The 18,956-nt window shown below is 70.7% G+C and carries 14 protein-coding genes and 1 pseudogene; 5 read left to right on the top strand and 10 right to left on the bottom strand.

Features of this window, described 5'->3' with window-relative positions; all coding sequences use genetic code 11:
* Positions 1–2: 2 nt before the first annotated feature.
* The 6 genes and pseudogenes from QE428_RS08490 to gabT form a co-directional block, all read right to left on the bottom strand.
* Positions 3–1,465 (bottom strand): annotated as a pseudogene (locus tag QE428_RS08490) (NAD-dependent succinate-semialdehyde dehydrogenase).
* On the bottom strand, positions 1,462–3,027 hold the full coding sequence (locus QE428_RS08485; protein ID WP_307468067.1) for an APC family permease: 1,566 nt from the start codon (positions 3,025–3,027) through the stop codon (positions 1,462–1,464). Before QE428_RS08485 ends, QE428_RS08490 begins: the two are co-directional and overlap by 4 nt.
* Before the next feature lie 17 nt (positions 3,028–3,044).
* Positions 3,045–3,929 (bottom strand): universal stress protein, encoded by an 885-nt coding sequence (locus QE428_RS08480; RefSeq protein WP_307468065.1) that lies wholly within the window; start codon positions 3,927–3,929, stop codon positions 3,045–3,047.
* The gene (locus QE428_RS08475) at positions 3,926–5,284 is read right to left on the bottom strand and encodes an NAD(P)/FAD-dependent oxidoreductase (protein WP_307468062.1); all 1,359 of its coding nucleotides are present in this window, start codon (positions 5,282–5,284) and stop codon (positions 3,926–3,928) included. Before QE428_RS08475 ends, QE428_RS08480 begins: the two co-directional genes overlap by 4 nt.
* On the bottom strand, positions 5,277–6,758 hold the full coding sequence (locus QE428_RS08470; RefSeq protein WP_307468060.1) for an amino acid permease: 1,482 nt from the start codon (positions 6,756–6,758) through the stop codon (positions 5,277–5,279). The genes QE428_RS08475 and QE428_RS08470 overlap by 8 nt, the downstream gene beginning before the upstream one ends.
* A 2-nt stretch (positions 6,759–6,760) precedes the next feature.
* Positions 6,761–8,119 carry a 4-aminobutyrate--2-oxoglutarate transaminase gene (gene gabT, locus QE428_RS08465; protein WP_307468058.1) on the bottom strand — a complete coding sequence of 453 codons (1,359 nt, stop codon included), beginning with the start codon at positions 8,117–8,119 and terminating at the stop codon, positions 6,761–6,763.
* Positions 8,120–8,212: 93 nt separating this feature from the next.
* On the opposite strand from gabT, the gene QE428_RS08460 reads away from it, so the two are divergent.
* The 3 genes from QE428_RS08460 to QE428_RS08450 all read left to right on the top strand — a co-directional run bounded on the left by QE428_RS08460 (position 8,213) and on the right by QE428_RS08450 (position 12,721).
* The gene (locus QE428_RS08460; protein WP_307468055.1) at positions 8,213–9,745 is read left to right on the top strand and encodes a PucR family transcriptional regulator; all 1,533 of its coding nucleotides are present in this window, start codon (positions 8,213–8,215) and stop codon (positions 9,743–9,745) included.
* 211 nt (positions 9,746–9,956) lie between these two features.
* On the top strand, positions 9,957–10,787 hold the full coding sequence (locus QE428_RS08455) for an endonuclease domain-containing protein (protein ID WP_307468052.1): 831 nt from the start codon (positions 9,957–9,959) through the stop codon (positions 10,785–10,787).
* Between the two features lie 140 nt (positions 10,788–10,927).
* The gene (locus QE428_RS08450) at positions 10,928–12,721 is read left to right on the top strand and encodes a glycoside hydrolase family 2 protein (protein ID WP_307468049.1); all 1,794 of its coding nucleotides are present in this window, start codon (positions 10,928–10,930) and stop codon (positions 12,719–12,721) included.
* Between the two features lie 190 nt (positions 12,722–12,911).
* Here the strand turns inward: QE428_RS08450 and QE428_RS08445 are convergent, their stop codons facing one another.
* Complete coding sequence (locus QE428_RS08445) at positions 12,912–14,702, bottom strand: DEAD/DEAH box helicase (protein WP_307468046.1); 1,791 nt, start codon at positions 14,700–14,702, stop codon at positions 12,912–12,914.
* A gap of 134 nt (positions 14,703–14,836) precedes the next feature.
* Between QE428_RS08445 and map the strand changes: the two genes are divergently transcribed.
* Both map and QE428_RS08435 read left to right on the top strand, forming a co-directional pair.
* Positions 14,837–15,610 carry a type I methionyl aminopeptidase gene (map, locus tag QE428_RS08440; protein ID WP_020098103.1) on the top strand — a complete coding sequence of 258 codons (774 nt, stop codon included), beginning with the start codon at positions 14,837–14,839 and terminating at the stop codon, positions 15,608–15,610.
* A 49-nt stretch (positions 15,611–15,659) separates the two neighbouring features.
* Positions 15,660–16,859, top strand: coding sequence for a pyridoxal phosphate-dependent aminotransferase (locus QE428_RS08435; protein WP_307468042.1), 1,200 nt, complete (start codon positions 15,660–15,662; stop codon positions 16,857–16,859).
* Between the two features lie 79 nt (positions 16,860–16,938).
* Here the strand turns inward: QE428_RS08435 and QE428_RS08430 are convergent, their stop codons facing one another.
* From QE428_RS08430 to QE428_RS08420, 3 genes are read right to left on the bottom strand one after another with little or no spacing between them, the layout of a single operon-like run.
* Positions 16,939–18,075, bottom strand: a complete 1,137-nt coding sequence (locus QE428_RS08430) for a UDP-N-acetylmuramate dehydrogenase (protein ID WP_307468038.1) — start codon at positions 18,073–18,075, stop codon at positions 16,939–16,941.
* Positions 18,075–18,482 (bottom strand): MaoC/PaaZ C-terminal domain-containing protein, encoded by a 408-nt coding sequence (locus QE428_RS08425; RefSeq protein ID WP_091351833.1) that lies wholly within the window; start codon positions 18,480–18,482, stop codon positions 18,075–18,077. Before QE428_RS08425 ends, QE428_RS08430 begins: the two co-directional genes overlap by 1 nt.
* Positions 18,479–18,925, bottom strand: coding sequence for a MaoC family dehydratase N-terminal domain-containing protein (locus QE428_RS08420; RefSeq protein ID WP_165971285.1), 447 nt, complete (start codon positions 18,923–18,925; stop codon positions 18,479–18,481). The genes QE428_RS08425 and QE428_RS08420 overlap by 4 nt, the downstream gene beginning before the upstream one ends.
* Positions 18,926–18,956: the final 31 nt, after the last annotated feature.

Below are 18,956 nucleotides of genomic sequence, written 5' to 3'. Positions count from 1 at the left end.
GGTCAAGCCGGGATCAGGGTGTACTTCACGTTCAGGTACTCGTGGATGCCTTCGAGGCCGCCCTCGCGGCCCATGCCGGACTGCTTCACACCGCCGAAGGGCGCGGCTGCGTTCGAGACGACACCGACGTTCAGCCCCATCATCCCCGTCTCGAGGCGGTCGATCATCCGGTGGCCGCGCGCGAGGTCCTGCGTGAACACGTACGAGACGAGGCCGTACTCGGTGTCGTTCGCGAGGCGCACGGCCTCGTCCTCGTCCGAGAACGTGCTGATGGCGAGCACGGGTCCGAAGATCTCCTCGCGGAGGATCGCACTGCCGGGGACGACGCCGTCGACGACGGTCGGCTCGTAAAACGTGCCGGGTCCCTCCAGGGCGTTGCCGCCCACGAGGACGCGCGCGCCGCGCTCGACGGCGTCGCCGACGAGCTCCGCCGCCTTCGCCACCGCGCGGTCGTCGATGAGCGGACCGATCTGCACTCCGTCCTCGGTGCCGCGGCCGATGGTCATCTCGCGCACGCGGTCCGCGACCCGGCGCGAGAACTCGGCCGCCACCGACTCGTGGACGATGAAGCGGTTCGCCGCGGTGCATGCCTGGCCGATGTTGCGGAACTTCGCGAGCATCGCGCCGTCGACGGCCTTGTCGAGATCGGCATCCTCGAACACGACGAAGGGGGCGTTGCCGCCGAGCTCCATCGAGACGCGCAGGACCCCCTCGGCGGCCTGTGCGATGAGCTTCTGCCCGACCGGAGTGGATCCCGTGAACGAGAGCTTCCGCAGTCGCGGGTCGGCGATGATCGGCGCCGAGACCGCGCCCGACGATGCGGTCGTGATGACGTTGACGACACCGGCGGGGACGCCGGCCTCGGCGAGCAGCTGCACGAAGAACACAGCGTCGTCAGCGGCGTCAGTTCCGCGGGCTTCACGACGACCGTGCAGCCGGCGGCGAGCGCCGGCGCGATCTTGCGGGTCGCCATCGCGAGCGGGAAGTTCCACGGGGTGATGAAGAACGAGGGTCCGACGGGACGCTGCGAGACGACGATGCGTCCGGTCCCCTCGGGGTTCAGCCCGTACCGGCCCGAGATGCGGACGGCCTCTTCGCTGAACCAGCGGAGAAACTCACCGCCGTAGGCGACCTCGCCGCGGGACTCGGCGAGGGGCTTGCCCATCTCGAGCGTCATGAGGAGCGCGAGGTCCTCCTTGCGCTCCTGCACGAGGTCGTATGCCCGACGGAGGATCTCGCTCCGCTCGCGGGGCGCGGTCGCCGCCCACGACTCCTGCGCGGCGACGGCTGCGTCGAGGGCGCGGATGCCGTCGGCCGGGGACGCGTCCGCGATGCGGCGGATGACCGCGCCCGTCGAGGGGTCGAAAACGTCGAGGGTCTTGCCCCCCTCGGCATCCACCCACTCCCCGCCGATGAAGAGCTGGTTCGGGATGCCGGAGAGGAGGTCTGACTCGCGGGAGGTCATCGGAGGGTCTCACTTTCTGCGCGCAGCTTTCGCGCGCTGGGGGGTGCGTCGAGGGACAGGGTCTGTCCGCGGAAGTAGGCGGGAGCGACGATACGCATCACGATCATCACCACGATGCCGAGCACGATGATGCCGAGGCCGAGGAAGAACACGATGCCGATGCCGAAGATGTCCTTCCCGCTCTCTGAGTAGGCCGGGTCGGCCGAGTCGATGAGCGTCGTGACGAACAGCACGGCCAGGATGATGCCGCCCACCAGCGGGAAGAGCAACGTGAAGAACACGTTCCTCACCGAGTCGAACCACTGGTGGCGGAAGTACCAGACGCACGCGAACGCCGTGATGCCGTAGTAGAAGCAGATCATGAGGCCGAGGGTGAGGATCGTGTCCCAGAGGGCGTTCTCGCTCACCGCGCGCATCACCGCGTAGAAGACCGCCGCCACGATCGCCGACACGACCGTCGCGAACCCGGGGGTGAAGAATCGCGGGCTCACCCGGGCGAACTGTCTCGGGAGGGCGCCGTAGTGCCCCATGGCGAGGAGTGTGCGGGCCGGGCTCACGAAGGTCGACTGCAGCGACGACGCCGAGCTCGTCAGGACGGCGAGCGATACGAGGAACGCCAGCGGACCCAGGATCGGACCGGAGAGGAAGAAGAACACGTTGTCCTGGATGTCGGCGTTGCCGAGCCCCAGCTCGCCGTCACCGGTCCCGGAGTACATGAGCATCGCGACGGCCAGGAGGAGGTAGATGGTCACGATCGTGATCACGGTGATCGTCGCCGACCGCCCGGGGGTGCGCTCCGGGTCCTTCGTCTCCTCGTTCATCGTGAGGGTGACGTCCCATCCCCAGAAGATGAAGATCGACAGTGACAGGCCCGCCGCGAGCGCGCTGAACGACGACACCGCGAACGGGTTGAACCATTCCAGATCGAACGGCTGGAAATCGAACCCGCCGCCGCTCACGGCGTTCCAGATGGCGGCGACGGCGAAGAACACCAGCACGACCACTTGGAAGCCGACGAGCACGTACTGCAGCTTCTGCGTCGTCTGCATATCTCGGTAGGAGATGAAGGTCGCCCCGGCGATGAACAGCAGGCAGCCCACGATGTTCAGCCACGGGATGCCGGCGAGGTCGGCGATCGACGGGTCGCCCGTGATCTGCGACACGAGGAGGAAGAGGAAGTCGACGGCGACCCCGGCGAGGTTCGACAGGACGAGCACCGTCGCGACGATGAGCCCCCACCCCGCCATCCACCCGATCCACGGCCCGAAGGCGCGCGTCGCCCACGTGAAGGAGGTGCCCGCGTCCGGCATCCGGTTGTTCAGTTCGCGGTAGCCGAAGGCCACCAGCAGCATCGGGATGAACCCCACGAGGATGACGGCGGGGATCTGGGCTCCCACCGCCGAGGCCGTCGGGCCGATCGCGGCCGTGAACGTGTACGCCGGCGCGATGCACGAGATGCCGATGACGACGGCACCGAGCAGGCCGATGGTCCCGGGGCTGAGGCCCTTCTTCGAGAGGCCGCCGTCGGCGACGGGGGCCTTCTCTGCGGCGTGGTGGCTCATCGTCGAGCTCCTTCGGGTCAGCGGGACGAGTCGGTGGTGCGGGTACGGGGGACGACGACCATCGGCACCGGGATCTCGCTCAGGAGCTTCGCGGCGACGGATCCGAGGAAGAGACGGCGCGGCTGGGCCAGGCGGCTCGAGCCGACGAGGATCATCTCGCCCGGCAGCCAGTCGAGGTGCGCGACGGCGTCCTCGATGCTGTCGCCCTTCGCGGTCACGATGTCGGCGCGGACACCCTCGGGGATCGCGGCGAGCACGTCGGCGAGCACCTTCTCGGCGTGGGCGGCTCCGGCGAGGCGGATGACGCCCGTGTCGACGGATGCCGGCAGGTCGACCGTCACGAGCGAGACGAGTCGCAGCGAGGCTCCGGTCGCCGAGGCGAGGGCGACGGCCTCCTCGAGGAGGACGTCCGCCCCGGCGCGCGTGCCGACGGCGACGGTGAGGCGCGGGACCCCGGCATCCGTCACCCGCTTGCGGGCACCCCGCGGCACGAGGACCACCGGGACGTCGGAGGAGTGCAGGAGCTGACTCGTCGTCGAGCCGAGCCGGTGACGGCCCCGGGCTCCGCCGTCGGCGGCGCCGACGACGAGGTGCGTCGCGCCGAACTCGTCGGCGGCCTCGACGAGCCCTTCGGCGAAGGACTCCGCGTAGCGCGCGTGCTCGCGGTGCACGACGCCCGCCTGCACCGACGCGGACGCCTCGGCGAGCCACGACTCGGCCTGGCCGAGCAGGTACCGGTCGTACGAGGCGTCCGGCGGAGTGATGACGCTCCGACCCTCGCCGGGCAGGACGAGGACGATGTCGAGTTCGGATCCGGATGCCGCCGCGAGCCCGCCCGCGACGGCCACCGCATCGCGGCCCGCCTTCGTGGCGGTGTAGCCGACGACGATGCGGCTCGTCATGCCCGGCCGTCCTCGAGGATGTTCCTTGCGGCGAGGCGTCCCATGCGGATCGCGCCGTCGACGTGCTGGTAACCCGCGCCTGCGATGTCGCTGCACGCGAACTGGATCGGACCGACCGGCGTGCGGACGTCGGCGCCGTAGCGGTGCAGGCCGCCGAGGTCGAAGCTCGCCGCGTACGCGCCGCGGGTCCACTCCTCGGTGCCCCAGTCGCTCTCGTAGTAGACGACGGGGTCCTTCGCCTCGGGACCGTAGTAGTGCGCGAGCGACTCGAGGATCCGTTCCTTGCGCTCCTCGGCGCTGAGGCGGAACATGTCGTCGGCGTTCCGGTCCGACACGAAGCCGACGAGCGTGCCCCGCGGGTCGTCGTGGTTCGTGTTGTCGTAGGCCTCGTGGCAGATCTCGTACGGGCTGAACGCGGTACCCGAGAGCCCCTTCTCGCGCCAGAACGGCGTCTCGTAGACGGCGTGGACCTTGATCACGAAGCCCATCGAGATGTGCTGGTGCATCTGGTGCTGCAGGCGCGGCATCGGCGGGACGAACGAGATGCGGTTGTAGAGCACGGGCGCGACGGCGAGGACGGCACTCCGGGCGCGGACCGTCAGTCCGTCCGCGTGCGCCGTGACCCCGGCATCCGACCACTCGATGGTGCGGACGGGACGGTTCAGGAAGACGTCGTCGCCGAGACGCTCGGCGAGGAGGACGGGGACCTGCTGGAGTCCGCCGACCACGCGCTTGTCGAGGATGAAGTCTGCGTCGACGAGGTGCGAGTAGCTGCCGGCGCTCGCGGCCATGAGGAGCGACTGCAACAGCGAGAACGCGTGGGTCGGCTTCGTGAGCATGGCGGAGCCGGTCGCGAAGGCGAGGTTGCGGACCGCCTCGTCGTCGTCGGTCTGCTGGCGCAGCCACGCGTCCCACGTGATCGTGTCCCACTCGGCGGCCTTCGGGTGCGCGAACGGACGGTCGGGGTCGATCTCGGCGACCATCGCGTCGAGGCGCTGGGTGATCTCGTCGATCGTCCGCTCGGTCTCGGGGCTCACGGGGAACATCTCCCCCGTGAAGCGCGAGACGGCGCCGTCGGGGCCGACGTAGACGCTGTCGCCCTCGCGGTATCGGCTGAAGGTGTCGAGTCCGAGCTCGGCCACCGTGTCGATGAGCGCGTCCTGGTCGGGCGAGACCCACTGACCGCCGAGCTCGAGCATGGCGCCGTCGATGACGTCGGTCCAGAGCCGCCCGCCGACGCGCTCGCGAGCCTCGAGGACCGCGACCGAGAGCCCTGCCTTGCGCAGTTCGTTCGCTGCGGTGAGGCCGGCGGCACCGGCGCCCACGATGACGACGTCACGGGTTATCTCAGTCATTCACGACTCCTTCGTTGGAGGGGATGCGCTCGTTCGACGCGTGGTCGGGACGGCGACGGAGGTTGCGACGGACGAGCGGCCAGAACACGAGCAGCACGCCGGTGGCGATGAGACTCGTCCACACCTGCGCACGGCCGGACTCGGAGGTGAGCATGACCACCACGACGGCGGCGATGGCCGCGATGAGGAGGATGTTCAGCCACGGGTGCAGCCACACCTTGAGCTTCAGCTTCGCGACCTCATCGGGGGTCATCTTCTGGCGCAGCCGCATCTGCGTGAGGGCGATGAAGACGTAGACGAACAGGGCGACGAGTCCGGCCGAGTTCATGATGAAGTCGAAGATGCCCGAGCTCGGCGCGACGAAGTTGACGAGCGTCGCGATCAGGCCGCCGATGGTGGAGGCGAGCAGCGCGATGACGGGGACGCCGGTCCGCGAGCGGGTGGCGACGACCTTCGGGGCGAACCCCTTGTCGGCGAGCGCGGCGAACATGCGCGACGCCGAGTACAGGCCGGAGTTGAGTACCGAGATGACCGCCGTGAAGATGACGAGCTGCATGATGACGTCGGCGAAGGGGATGCCGAACTTCGACAACGCGATCGTGAACGGGGCGTTGGCGACGTCGGTCGGCACGGGGAGTTCGTCCCACGGGACGACCGTCACGATGACGAGGACCGATCCGACGAAGAAGAGCAGGATGCGCCAGATGATCGTGCTCGTCGCCTGCCGGATGCCCTTGGCGGGGTCGACCGATTCGGCCGAGGCCATGACGGCGATCTCGGTGCCGAAGTAGGAGAAGATCACGAGGGCTACGCCGGTGAAGGCGACGCCGATGCCGTTGGGGGCGAAGCCGCCGTGCTCCCACAAGTTGGGGACGGCGACCGTCGCGTTCGGCCAGAGCCCGAGGGCGAAGAGGATGCCGGCGCCGAGGAAGACGACGATGGCGACCACCTTGATACTGGCCAGCCAGAACTCGACCTCGCCGAAGGTGCGCACCGAGATGACGTTCGTCCCGACGAAGATCGCGATGAGGATGAGCGACCAGGCCCAGGACGGCAGCGCCGGGATCCAGGTGTGCATCGTCTCGCCGCCGAGAACGGCTTCATAGGCGAGGACGCCGACCCAGAAGTACCAGTACAGCCAGCCCACGAGGTACGCGGCCCAATCGCCGAGACCGACGCGGGCGTACTCCATGAACGAGCCGATGGCGGGACGGGATGCCGCCATCTCGCCCAGCATCCGCATCGCGAAGAAGACGAGCAGACCGCCGATGAGGTACGAGACGATCGCGGCCGGTCCGACCTCGCGGATGACGTTGCCGGACCCGACGAACAGACTGGCCCCGATGATCCCGCCGAGGGTGATCATCGTCACGTGTCGCGAGCGCAGCTTGTTCGAGCGTGCCTTCGTGACCGCCCCGAGACCCGCCGACGTCTCGGGCGAGACGGGGTTCGACCAGTTGTCCGCACCCGCCATACTCAGGCCTTCCCCAGCGCCTCGGCGACGACGTCGAGGCCCTCCGTCAGCAGCTCGTCCGAGATCGACAGGGGCGGCAGGAACCGGATGACGTTGCCGTAGGTGCCGCAGGTGAGGACGATGACGCCCGCGGCGATGCACGCCTTCGCGATCGCACCCGTGAGCGCGGCATCGGGGGCACCCGTGGTCGGGTCGACGAACTCGGCGGCGATCATGGCTCCGAGTCCGCGCACCTCGCCGATGCGGGGGTCGGATGCCGCGAGATCCCGCAGCCGCGAGGTGAGGAGCTTCTCGATCTCCTGCGCCCGCTCGATGAGGCCGTCGTTCTCGAACGCGTCCATCGCGGCGAGGGCTGCGGCACAGGCGACGGGGTTCCCGCCGTAGGTGCCGCCGAGGCCACCGGTGTGCGTGGCATCCATGATGTCGGCGCGTCCGGTGACCGCGGCCAAGGGCATTCCCCCAGCGATGCCCTTGGCCGTGGTGATCAGGTCCGGAACGATGCCGAAGTGCTCGCTCGCGAACATGGCGCCGGTCCGGGCGAAACCGGACTGCACCTCGTCGGCGATGAAGACGACGCCGTTCTCGCGGCACCACTCGACGACGGCGGAGAGGAAGCCGTCGGCCGGGACGACGAAGCCGCCCTCGCCCTGGATGGGCTCGATGATGACGGCGGCCAGGTTGTCGGCACCGACCTGCTTCTCGATCATCGAGATCGCGCGGACCGCGGCATCCGCTCCGGAGAGTCCGTCGCGGAGCGGGTACGAACCCGGCACGCGGTAGATCTCGGAGGCGAACGGACCGAAGCCGCTCTTGTAGGGCATCGACTTGGCCGTCAGCGCCATCGTGAGGTTCGTGCGGCCGTGGTAGGCGTGGTCGAAGGCGACGACGGCCTGCTTGCCGGTGAACTTGCGGGCGATCTTGACCGCGTTCTCGACGGCCTCGGCGCCGGAGTTGAAGAGGGCGCTCTTCTTGGCGTGGTCGCCGGGGGTCAGGCGGTTGAGGGTCTCGGCGACCTCGATGTAGGACTCGTAGGGCGAGATCATGAAGCAGGTGTGGGTGAGCTGCGCGGCCTGCGCGGCGATCGCCTCGACGACCTTGGGGTGGGCGTTCCCCACCGTCGTGACGGCGATGCCCGAGCCGAGGTCGATGAGCGAGTTCCCGTCGGCGTCGAGCACGACGCCTCCACCGGCGGCGACGGCCGCGATCGGAACGGTGTGACCGACACCCGCAGCGACGGCGTCCGCCTTGCGCGAGAGCAGCTCCTGCGAGCGGGGGCCGGGGATCGCGGTCTCGAGGCGGCGTTCCTGCGGAAGGGACGGTCCACCGAGGGGCGTGCTGACGGAGGCGATCGAGGTGCTCATGCGGCGAGCGTAGAGGGGTGCGTGCGTGCGGTCACTCGCCGTTGCGTCTATTCTCGCGTCAGGACTGTACGACGCGTACAGAAGGGAGGCCGCATGGTTGCTCGGGATGCCGACCCCACCCTGCGCGCCCTCCTCGGCCGCAGGGAGCTCCGGCTGCGCCTCGCGGGCGAGGAGGACGAGCTGCCGCCGGGCGCCCTCGACCGCGCGACGCGGTGGGTGCACAGCTCCGACCTCGACGACCCGACCCCGTTCCTCGCCGACGATCTCGTCCTCCTGACCACCGGCACGCAGTTCCCCGCCGGCATCCGCTACCCCTTCGACACCTATGTGCGGCGACTCGTGGATCGCGGCGTGGCCGCATTGGGATTCGGGACCGAGGTGGCTCGCGACGGCATCCCGCCGGGACTCGCCGCCGCGTGCCGACGCGCGAACCTGCCGCTGTTCGAGGTGCCGTACGACACACCCTTCATCGCCGTCGCGCGCGCCAACGCTGAGGCCGTCGCGGCGCAGGCGTACGCCCGGCGCAGTTGGGCGCTGTCCGCGCAGCGCGCGATCGCGCTCGCGGCGCTGCGGCCCGACGGGCTCGACGCGACCATCGCCGAGCTGGCGCGTCAGCTCGACACGTGGGTGGGGATGTACGACGCGGCCGGCGAGCTCGTCCGCGAGCACCCGGCGGGTAGCCTCACGGCCGACGCATCAGCTGTGCTGAGGACGGAGGTCGACGCGGTCCTGCGTCGCGGCGCCCGCGCGGGCTCGTCGCTGCGCTCCGACACCGACGCGTTCACGCTGCAGACCCTGGGGCGGGGCGGGAGCCTGCGCGGCGTCCTCGCCATCGCGGCGAGCGAGCTCGACCAGGCCGGCCGCGACGTCGTGACCGCCGTGATCGCGATGGCAGGCCTCGCGCTCGAGCAGCACCAGCGCCTCTCGCGCGCCCGCACCGCACTCCGCTCCGGGATGGTCCGGTCGCTCCTCACCGGCGACGCCGCCCTCGCCCGGCAGATCTCACGCGACGTCTGGGGGCCGTTGCCCGCCGCTCCGGTCGTGGTGGCGGTGGCGGATGCCGCGGGTCCCCGCACGCACGCTCTCATCGACGTCCTCGAGCTCCGCGCCGACGAGCGGCACGGGGCACTGCTGTACGGCACCCTCGACGACGACGTCGTGATCGTGGTCCCCGCCTCGGCCGCCGCGACGCTCGAGGAGATTCCGGCGCGCTTCGCGCTCCGACTCGGAGTCTCGGAACCGGCGGGATACGCCGACGTCGCCCGCGCGCTCGACCAGGCACGCGCCGCCCGGGGCCGCGCCGCCGCCCCCGGGATCGTGCGCTTCGAAGAGGTGCAGGCCCGCGGCATCCTCTCGGCCCTGTCGGCGGGGCAGGCGTCGACGGTCGCCGCGGCCTACCTCGACCCGCTGCGCGAGCACGATCGCGCGCACGGCGCCCGGCTCGAGGAGACCCTCCGGGCCTGGGTCGTCGCCGACGGCTCGAACGACGCCGCCGCGACCGCGCTCGGGGTCCACCGGCACACCGTCCGCACGCGCCTCGCCGCCGCAGAGCGCATCCTCGGCGTGGACCTGTCTTCGTTCGCCGCCCGCGCCGAGCTGTGGGCGGCCCTGCACCTCGGGGGGTGAGGCGGGGCGAGGGGCTGACGAACGGCGGAGATCTCCCCGGCGCGCCGGGCTCGCCGGGGTGTTCCACGGCGTGTCGCGGTGGATCTCCGCCGCTGACGCGGCCGTGCGCATCGCCGCCGAGGACTCCTCCACCCGCACGTCGATGGGTGCGTGATCCACGACCTCGGCGGGCGGACGGCATCTGCGGGCGGCTCCGCGAGAGGGTGCGGTCGTGTGCGAGGACGGCGCAGGGCTGACGACGACGGCGGAACTCCGGAGATCGGGCCTGAGTCCCTCAGCCATCGCCGCCGCGGCACGGGCGGGCGCGATCTCTCGGGTCCGCCGCGGCACCTACGCCACCCGCGGGGCGTGCGCGCCCGTGCGGGATGCCGCGCGGCACGGCGGCGTCCTCGGCTGCGTGAGTGCGGCTCGCCACCTCGGCCTGTGGACGCTCGATGGCGGCGCCGACATCCATGTGTGGATGCGGGCCGACGGTCACCGCCTTCCCCATGACGGATGCCGGCGCCTCGACCACTGGGACGCTGCACCGGCGCCCGGGCGCCTCGCACCGGCATCCGTTCCTCGCGTGCTGCGGCAGATCTGGCTGTGCCGCGGCGTCGAGGAGTTCTTCGTGGCAGTCGAGTCGGCGCTGCACCTCGGCATGCTCACGCCTGCGGGCCGCGCGTGGCTGCGCCGGACGTGCGGAGACGCGGCCCGCGCGGCCCTGGACTTCGCCGGGCCGCACTCCGAGAGCGGCCTCGAATCGCTCCTGCGCTGGCGACTGCGGGGCACCGGCGTCTCGATGCGCGCCCAGGTCGAGATCACCTCCGTCGGACGGGTCGACTTCCTCATCGGCGACCGGATCATCCTCGAGGCCGACGGCGCGGAGCACCACGCATCACCCGCGGCGCGCCACCGCGACCTGGTGCGCGACGCGAACGCGGCGGCATGGGGCTACGTCACGCTGCGGGTCGACTACGCAATGATCGTCCACGACTGGGACACCGTCGTCGCCGCCCTGCACGGGCTTCTGGACGCCGACATCCACTGCGATCGCGCCTGAGGCGAGCCGTACGGCGGAGATCCGAGCCGACACTCCGACGGACGGATGCCGTACGGCGGCGCGTCTCGAGGATCTCCGCGGCTCGACCCGAGTCTCACCGCGGCGCGCACACCGCCCCGAGGTCGGGCATGCTGGTGCGCATGAGCGACGACGATGTCACCTTCCGCGCGAGCACGCAGGACGGCACCTACCCGAGGCCCCAGCTCGTCCGAGGCGCGTGGGCCGACCTCACCGGGACCTGGGGCTTCGCCTTCGACGACGAGGATGCCGGGGCCCGGCTCGGCTGGGAGGGCACCGGCATCCGTTCGGGTCGGATCATCGTCCCCTTCCCGCCCGAATCGACCGCCTCGGGAGTCGGGGACACCGGGCCGCACCGCGTGCTCTGGTACTCCCGCGACCTCACCGACGCGGATCTGGATGCCGCCGGGCACGGTGACGGGCGCCGCCTGCTGCTGCATTTCGGCGCCGTCGACTACCGCTGCGAGGTCTGGATCGGCGGACGCTCCGTCGGGCGGCACGAGGGCGGTCACACGCCGTTCTCCTTCGACATCACCACCGCCGTCGCCGCGGGAGAGCGGACGGTCGTCGTGCGGGTCGAGGACGATCCCACCGACATCGCGCAGCCCCGCGGCAAGCAGGACTGGCTCGAGCAGCCGCATTCGATCTGGTACCACCGGACGTCCGGGATCTGGCAGCCGGTCTGGCTCGAGAGCGTGCCCGAGGTGCACGTCGCAGCCGTCCGCTGGACGACCGATCCGCGCGGGGGCACGATCACCCTCGACCTCGAGCTGTCCGCTCCGTCGGAAACCGGGATCGAGGTCGATCTGTCGTTCGAGGGGCGCACGCTCGCCAGAGGCGCGGTCACGTCCGGAGCGCGCGAGGTGACCGTGATCCTGCACGTCGCGGACCTCGCGCACGGTCAGGCGTACGAGGAACTGCTGTGGTCGCCCGAGCACCCCCGCCTCGTGGACGCGAGGATCACGGTCGGCGACGACGTCGTGGACTCGTACCTCGGCATCCGGACCGCCCACGTCGCCCGGGGCCGGTTCTGGCTGAACGACCGCCCGTACTTCGTGCGGTCGGTCCTCAATCAGGGCTACTGGCCCGACACGCATCTCGCTGCGCCGTCGGCGGAGGCGTTGCGCGACGAGGTCGAGCTGATCCGCTCGCTCGGCTTCACGGCGACACGCGTGCATCAGAAGTTCGAGGACCCCCGGTTCCTGCTCGCGGCCGACCAGCTGGGCCTGCTCGTGTGGGGCGAGGCGCCCGGCACCTACACATTCACGCAGACCGCGATCGAGCGGACGACGCGCGAGTGGCTCGAGGTCGTGCGGCGCGACGCATCCCACCCCTCGATCGTCACGTGGGTGCCGCTCAACGAGAGCTGGGGCGTGCAGCACATCGCGAGCGACCCGCGTATGCAGCACTTCGCCCGAGCGCTCGTGTCGCTGACGAAGGCGCTGGACCCGACCCGCCCCGTCGTCTCGAACGACGGCTGGGAGCAGGTCGACACCGACATCGTCGCGATCCACGACTACGAGTGGCGGCCCGAGGTGGTTCGGGAGCGTTATCGGACGGATGCCGGCATCCGGCACCTTCTCGACACCACGGGCCCCGCGGGTCGCGACCTGATCCTCAGCGGCGACGTCGCCGATGCGCCCGTGATGCTCACCGAGTTCGGCGGCATCTCGTTCGACACCGCGGCGGCCGAGGGGGCGTGGGGATACTCGTCCGCGACCTCAGCGGACGACTTCGCGGAGCGCTTCGAGGGCCTCATGGCAGCCGTCCACGCGAGCGAGGTGCTCGCCGGGTTCTGCTACACCCAGCTCACCGACACGCTGCAGGAGACGAACGGGCTGGTGACCGCCGACCGCACACCGAAGATCGCGGTCGACCGCATCCGCGCCGCCATCACCGGGGGTGCGGACGGCTGAGCGGTAGGGCGGGGCGGCCGTCAGCGGATGCAAGAGTTTCGGCGCGACACGCCGCGAGTCTGACCCTTCACCCGGCGCGTCGCGCGCGATCCATTGCATCCGCGAACGGCGGCGGCCCTAGCCCGACACGGCGGCCGGACATCTCCGACCGAGCGGATGCTGCGGCACGCCGCTCGCTCAGCGGATGCGGTCAGTCGCGGCCGTGGCGCGGCTTGCGCTCCGGGCGGTCGTCGTACGAGCGCTTCGGGCGGTCGTCGAAGGAGCGCTTGGGACGCTCGCCGCCGGGGCGGCCTCGGTCGGGGCGGATCTCGATGAGCTGGCCCGAGATGCGGGTGCCGCTCAGGCGGTCGAGCACCGACGAGTCCATCGACGTCGGGAGCTCGACGAGCGAGAAGTCGGGACGGATCGTGATCGCACCGAAGTCGTCACGGCCGAGGCCGCCCTCGTTCGCGAGCGCTCCGACGATCTGGCGCGGCTCGACGCGGTGACGACGCCCGACCGCGATGCGGTACGTCGTGAAGTCACCCTTGCCGCGGCGCTCGCGGGGGCCGTCGGCGCGTGCCGGCCGGTCCTTGCGCGTGCCGCGCTCGGCGTCGGCGGCCAGCGTCTTGGCGAGCTGATCGGCTGCCGGGTCGAGCAGCAGCGGCGTCTCACCCTGCGCCACGACGGCGAGGGCGGCGGCGACGTCCTGCTCGGGCACGTCGTGGTTGCGGACGTAGTGCGCGATGACGTCGCGGAACCCGGTGATGCGGTCCGTCTCGGCGAGCGCGGCGGTGATCGCGTCGTCGAAGCGGGCGAGACGGGTCGAGTTGATGTCTTCGGTCGTCGGCAGCTGCATCTGCGTCGGCGCCTGACGCGTCGCGCGCTCGATGTGCGCGAGCAGGTAGCGCTCGCGCGGGGTCACGAAGCTGATCGCGTCGCCCTTGCGCCCGGCGCGGCCGGTGCGGCCGATGCGGTGCACGTACGACTCGGTGTCGGTCGGGATGTCGAAGTTCACGACGTGGCTGATGCGCTCCACGTCGAGACCGCGCGCGGCGACGTCGGTTGCGACGAGGATGTCGAGCTTGCCGTCCTTGAGCTGCTGGATGCTGCGCTCGCGCTGCGGCTGCGGAATGTCGCCGTTGATCGGCGCCGCGCTGAAGCCGCGGGCGCGCAGCTTCTCGGCGAGGGTCTCGGTCTCGTTCTTCGTGCGGACGAAGATGATCATCCCGTCGAAGTCCTCGACCTCGAGGATGCGCGTGAGGGCGTCGACCTTCTGCTGGTACGACACGATCAGGTAGCGCTGCGTGATGTTCGTGTTCGTGGAGGTCTTGGTCTTGACCGTGATCTCCTCCGGGTCGCGCAGGTACTGCTGCGCGAGACGACGGATGGATGCCGGCATGGTCGCCGAGAACAGGGCGACCTGCTTCTCGGCGGGCGTCTTGGCGAGGATCTGCTCGACGTCCTCGGCGAAGCCCATCTTCAGCATCTCGTCGGCCTCGTCGAGGACGAGGTTCTTCAGCTGCGAGAGGTCGAGCGTGCCCTTCTCGAGGTGGTCCATGATGCGGCCGGGGGTGCCGACGACGATGTGCACACCGCGGCGAAGGGCCGACAGCTGCACGCCGTAGCCCTGGCCGCCGTAGACGGGGAGGACGTGAACGCCCTTCATGCGGGCGGCGTAGGACTCGAACGCCTCGCAGACCTGGAGCGCGAGCTCACGGGTCGGGGCCAGGACGAGCGCCTGCGGCGTCTTCTGCGTCAGGTCGAGGTTCTCCATGATCGGCAGCGCGAATGCGGCCGTCTTGCCGGTACCGGTCTGCGCCATGCCGACGACGTCGCGGCCGCCGAGGAGGACGGGGATGGTCGCGGCCTGGATCGCGGAGGGCGTCTCGTAACCGAGGTCCTTGATGGCGGCGAGGACGGGACCGGTCAGACCCAGCTCGTCGAAGCCGGGGAGGGCGGGGGTGTCTGCGGGTTCGGTCGGGGTCTGGGGGTCACTCACCTATCCACCGTAGTGGAGCGGGCTGTGAAGCGCCCGGGCCGGTCAGCCGGCGGCGCTGCGGTACGCTCCCGACCAGCCTTCACGGTGCGGACGTATGATTGTCCGTTGCGCCTGCCGACCGAACGGACTGCCTCGTGATCGAGATCCTCACCCCTGACCAGATCGACCGTGCCCGCACGACGGGTGGACTCGTCGGCGACATCCTGCACGGGATCAAGGAGCGCGTGAAGCCGGGGACGAACCTCCTCGAGATCGACGCGTGGGCGAAGGACATGATCCTCGGCGCGGGCGCCGAGTCCTGCTACGTCGACTACGCGCCGTCGTTCGGTCGCGGCCCGTTCGGCCACTACATCTGCACGGCCGTGAACGACGCCGTCCTCCACGGCCGGCCCCGCGACCAGCGTGTCGTCGCGGGTGATCTGCTGACCCTCGACCTCGCGATCAAGACGAGCGGCGTCGCCGCGGACGCCGCGATCAGCTTCACCGTCGGCGGCGGCGCCCACGCCGAGAACGACCCGCTCATCACCGCGACCCAGGAGGCCCTGGCCGCCGGCATCGAGGCGGCGCAGCCCGGCGCCCGGATCGGCGACATCTCGGCCGCGATCGGCGACGTCCTCACCGCGGCGGGCTACCCCGTCAACACCGAGTTCGGCGGTCACGGCATCGGCACGACGATGCACCAGGACCCGCACGTGTCGAACATCGGCCGCGCGGGCCGCGGTTACCGTCTGCGCCCGGGCCTTATGCTGGCGATCGAGCCGTGGGTCATGGTCGACACCGACGAGCTGAAGGTCGACGACGACGGCTGGACGCTCCGGAGCGCGACGGGATGCCGCACCGCGCACACCGAGCACACGGTGGCCATCCTCGAATCGGGCAACGAGATCCTCACGCGCCCCACGCGCTGACCCGCGTCGCACCTCTCGTCCGAGCGATGCCCGACGGTACGCTCGGAGGGTGACCGAACGCGCCCCCGTCTCCCGCAAACTTTCCGCCATCGCCGAGTCCGCGACCCTCAAGGTCGACGCCAAGGCCAAGGCCCTGCAGGCCGCCGGTCGCCCGGTGATCTCATACGCGGCCGGAGAGCCCGACTTCGCGACGCCGCAGTTCGTCGTGGATGCCGCGGCCGAGGCCCTGCGCGACCCCGCCAACTTCCGCTACACGCCCGCCGCCGGCCTCCCGGTCCTGCGCGAGGCGATCGCCGCGAAGACGCTCCGCGACTCGGGTCTCGAGGTCGCGCCGTCGCAGGTCATCGTCACCAACGGCGGCAAGCAGTCGGTGTACCAGGCCTTCCAGGCCGTCGTGAACCCCGGCGACGAGGTCCTCCTCCCGGCCCCCTACTGGACGACGTACCCCGAGGCGATCGCCCTCGCCGACGGCGTGCCCGTCGAGGTGTTCGCGGGCGCCGACCAGGAGTACAAGGTCACGGTCGACCAGCTCGAGGCCGCCCGCACCGACAAGACCACGGTGCTCGTGTTCGTGTCGCCGTCGAACCCGACCGGCGCCGTCTACACGCCCGACGAGACGAAGGCCATCGGCGAGTGGGCCCTCGCCCACCGCATCTGGGTGATCAGCGACGAGATCTACCAGAACCTCGTCTACGAGGGCGCGCGGGCCCAGTCCATCGTCGAGGCCGTGCCGGAGCTCGCCGGTCAGACGATTCTCGTTAACGGCGTCGCGAAGACGTACGCCATGACCGGCTGGCGCGTGGGCTGGATGGTCGGCCCCGCCGACGCCATCAAGGTCGCCGGCAACCTGCAGTCGCACCTGTCCTCCAACGTCAACAACATCGCCCAGCGCGCCGCCCTCGCCGCCCTCACCGGGCCGCAGGACGAGGCCGAGAAGATGCGGCAGGCGTTCGACCGTCGTCGCGGGCTCATCGTCTCCGAACTCGCGAAGATCCCGGGCGTCACCGTCCCGAACCCGCTCGGTGCCTTCTACGTCTACCCCGACGTGACGGGCCTGCTCGGGCGCGAATGGGACGGCGTCCGCATCGAGACCTCCCTCGAGCTGGCGGACTTCATCCTCGAGCGCGCCGAGGTCGCCGTCGTCCCGGGCGAGGCCTTCGGCCCTTCGGGCTACCTGCGCTTGTCGTACGCGCTCGGCGAGGACCAGCTGCTCGAAGGCGTCCAGCGCCTGCAGCGCCTCTTCGCCTGACGTCGAGCTCCGTCGACGTCCCACTCCGGGCCGGGAACGGGCGCGCTGTTTCCGGCCGGATCGGGACCTCGGCGCCGAGTCAGAGCTCGACGTCGAAGAACACCGGCTCGGGCTGCAGGAGCACACCGAACTCGGACTGCACGCGCTGCTGGATGAGCCGCGCGAGGGCGGCGACCTCTTCGGCCGTCGCACGTCCCCGGTTCGTGAGCGCGAGGGCGTGCTTGGTCGACAGCGATGCCTGCGACCCGGGCAGACGGAAGCCCTTGCGCATCCCCGCGTGCTCGATCAGCCAGGCGGCGCTGATCTTGACGGGAGCGGGTCCTCCGGTGCGTGGCGGGATGAACCCCTCGAACCGGTCGAGCGGGATGACGCGATCCGCCTCGAGGGCGGGGGCCATCGACCAGCGCGGCGCCTCTGCGGGGAGGGTCGCGGCGAACTGCGCCGACACGACGGGGTTCTGGAAGAACGACCCGGCACTCCACGTGTCGTGGTCGTCCTCGTCGAGCACCATGCCCTTGCGGGCGCGGATCTCGAGGACGGTCTCGCGGATCCACGCGAGCGGGACCGCGGCATCCGCGTCGAGTCCCAGCGCCGACCGCAGCTGCGCCCCGCGGACGGGAACAGCGCCGTGGCCGACCTGCGCGAGTTCGAGGGTCACCGACAGGATCACGGCGGAACGCTCGGGAACCGAGCCGTAGTGCTTCTTCAGGACCGAGGTGCGAAGGCCGAGTCCCAGATCGGATGCCGGGACCACCGACACCTCGCCGGTCGACTCGTCGATCAGCTCCACCTCGACGAGCGTCTCGACGATCTCCTGGCCGTACGCACCGATGTTCTGGATGGGAGCGGCGCCGGTCGTGCCGGGGATTCCCGCCATGGCCTCGATCCCGCTCAGTCCTGCCGCGACCGTCTGCGCCACGAGGTCGTCCCACGAGTGGCCCGCCTGCACCGTGAGGCGCACGTGACCCGGGTTCGGCGAGGGCAGCCGTTCGATCCCGGTGGATCGGACGAGGATCACCGTGCCCTCGAACTCGTCGTCGGCGAACAGCAGGTTCGAGCCGCCGCCGAGGACCAGCCACGGGTCCCCCGCCGCCCAGACATCGCGGAGCGCGTCGGCGAGTTCATCGGCCGTCGTCGCCTCGACCATCCGCTGCGGCGACCCGCCGACGCGGAGCGTCGTGAGCTGGGAGAGCGGGACGGGCGTGATCTCGGGCATCAGGATGCCGCGCGGACGCGCACCTGCGCCTTGCCGAGGACCGTGGTGCCGTCGTGGCTGACCGTCAGGTCGATCCGAACGGCGTCGCCGTCGAGCGCGCCGACCTTCGCGACGACCGTGACGTCGGCTCCGGTCTCGGCGTCGACGACGACAGGGCGCGTGAAGCGCACACCGTATTCGAGGATGCGCCCGGAGTCGCCGAGCCACTCCACGATCGTCTCGACGGCCAGACCCATCGTCAGCATGCCGTGGGCGAGGACGCCGGGCAGGCCGACGCGCTCGGCGACGGCGTCGTTGTAGTGAATGGGGTTGAAGTCGCCCGACGCTCCCGCGTACCGGACGAGCGACGCGCGCGTCAGGTGGACGGTGCGCTCGGCCACGACGGTGCCGATCTCAAGAGAGGTCATTCGTCTCCTCCGACCAGCAGGACGGACGTCGCCGTGACGACGTGGTCGCCACCGGCATCCGTGATCTCGGCCTCACTCGTCACCATCGCACCCTTGCCGAACGCACGGATGCCGGTGACCGTCAGACGCCCGGTCAGCTCGTCGCCGGCGACGATGGGCCGCGTGTAGCGGAAGCGCTGCTCGGCGTGCACGACGCGCTCGAGCACGATGCCCGAGTCCGGTTCGCTCAGCAGCTGCTGCAGGGTGATGTCCTGGATCACCATCGCGAAAGTGGGCGGCGCGACGACGTCGGCGTAGCCGAGGGCCTGGGCGGCGGCGGGGTCGTCGTGCTGCGGGTCGGTCGCGAAGACGGCGCGGGCGAACTCGCGCACCTTCTCGCGGCCGACGAGGTACGGGGCGGTCGGCGGGAAGGCTCGACCGAGCAACTCGGGATTCACAGGCACCGCACGATCCTACCGTCCGGGCCTCCTGCGG

The sequence above is a fragment of the Microbacterium sp. SORGH_AS_0505 genome, from assembly GCF_030818715.1.
GTDB lineage: Bacteria > Actinomycetota > Actinomycetes > Actinomycetales > Microbacteriaceae > Microbacterium.
This window is presented reverse-complemented; position numbering and strand designations above follow the sequence as displayed.

What these genes read in the sequence shown, in the direction of transcription:
- QE428_RS08475 (WP_307468062.1), bottom strand. Translation starts at nt 5,284, where the DNA reads ATGACTGAGATAACCCGTGACGTCGTCATCGTGGGCGCCGGTGCCGCC.
- QE428_RS08470 (WP_307468060.1), bottom strand. Translation starts at nt 6,758, where the DNA reads ATGGCGGGTGCGGACAACTGGTCGAACCCCGTCTCGCCCGAGACGTCG.
- QE428_RS08450 (WP_307468049.1), top strand. Translation starts at nt 10,928, where the DNA reads ATGAGCGACGACGATGTCACCTTCCGCGCGAGCACGCAGGACGGCACC.
- QE428_RS08430 (WP_307468038.1), bottom strand. Translation starts at nt 18,075, where the DNA reads ATGCCCGAGATCACGCCCGTCCCGCTCTCCCAGCTCACGACGCTCCGC.
- QE428_RS08425 (WP_091351833.1), bottom strand. Translation starts at nt 18,482, where the DNA reads ATGACCTCTCTTGAGATCGGCACCGTCGTGGCCGAGCGCACCGTCCAC.
- QE428_RS08480 (WP_307468065.1), bottom strand. Translation starts at nt 3,929, where the DNA reads ATGACGAGCCGCATCGTCGTCGGCTACACCGCCACGAAGGCGGGCCGC.
- QE428_RS08460 (WP_307468055.1), top strand. Translation starts at nt 8,213, where the DNA reads ATGGTTGCTCGGGATGCCGACCCCACCCTGCGCGCCCTCCTCGGCCGC.
- gabT (WP_307468058.1), bottom strand. Translation starts at nt 8,119, where the DNA reads ATGAGCACCTCGATCGCCTCCGTCAGCACGCCCCTCGGTGGACCGTCC.
- QE428_RS08485 (WP_307468067.1), bottom strand. Translation starts at nt 3,027, where the DNA reads ATGAGCCACCACGCCGCAGAGAAGGCCCCCGTCGCCGACGGCGGCCTC.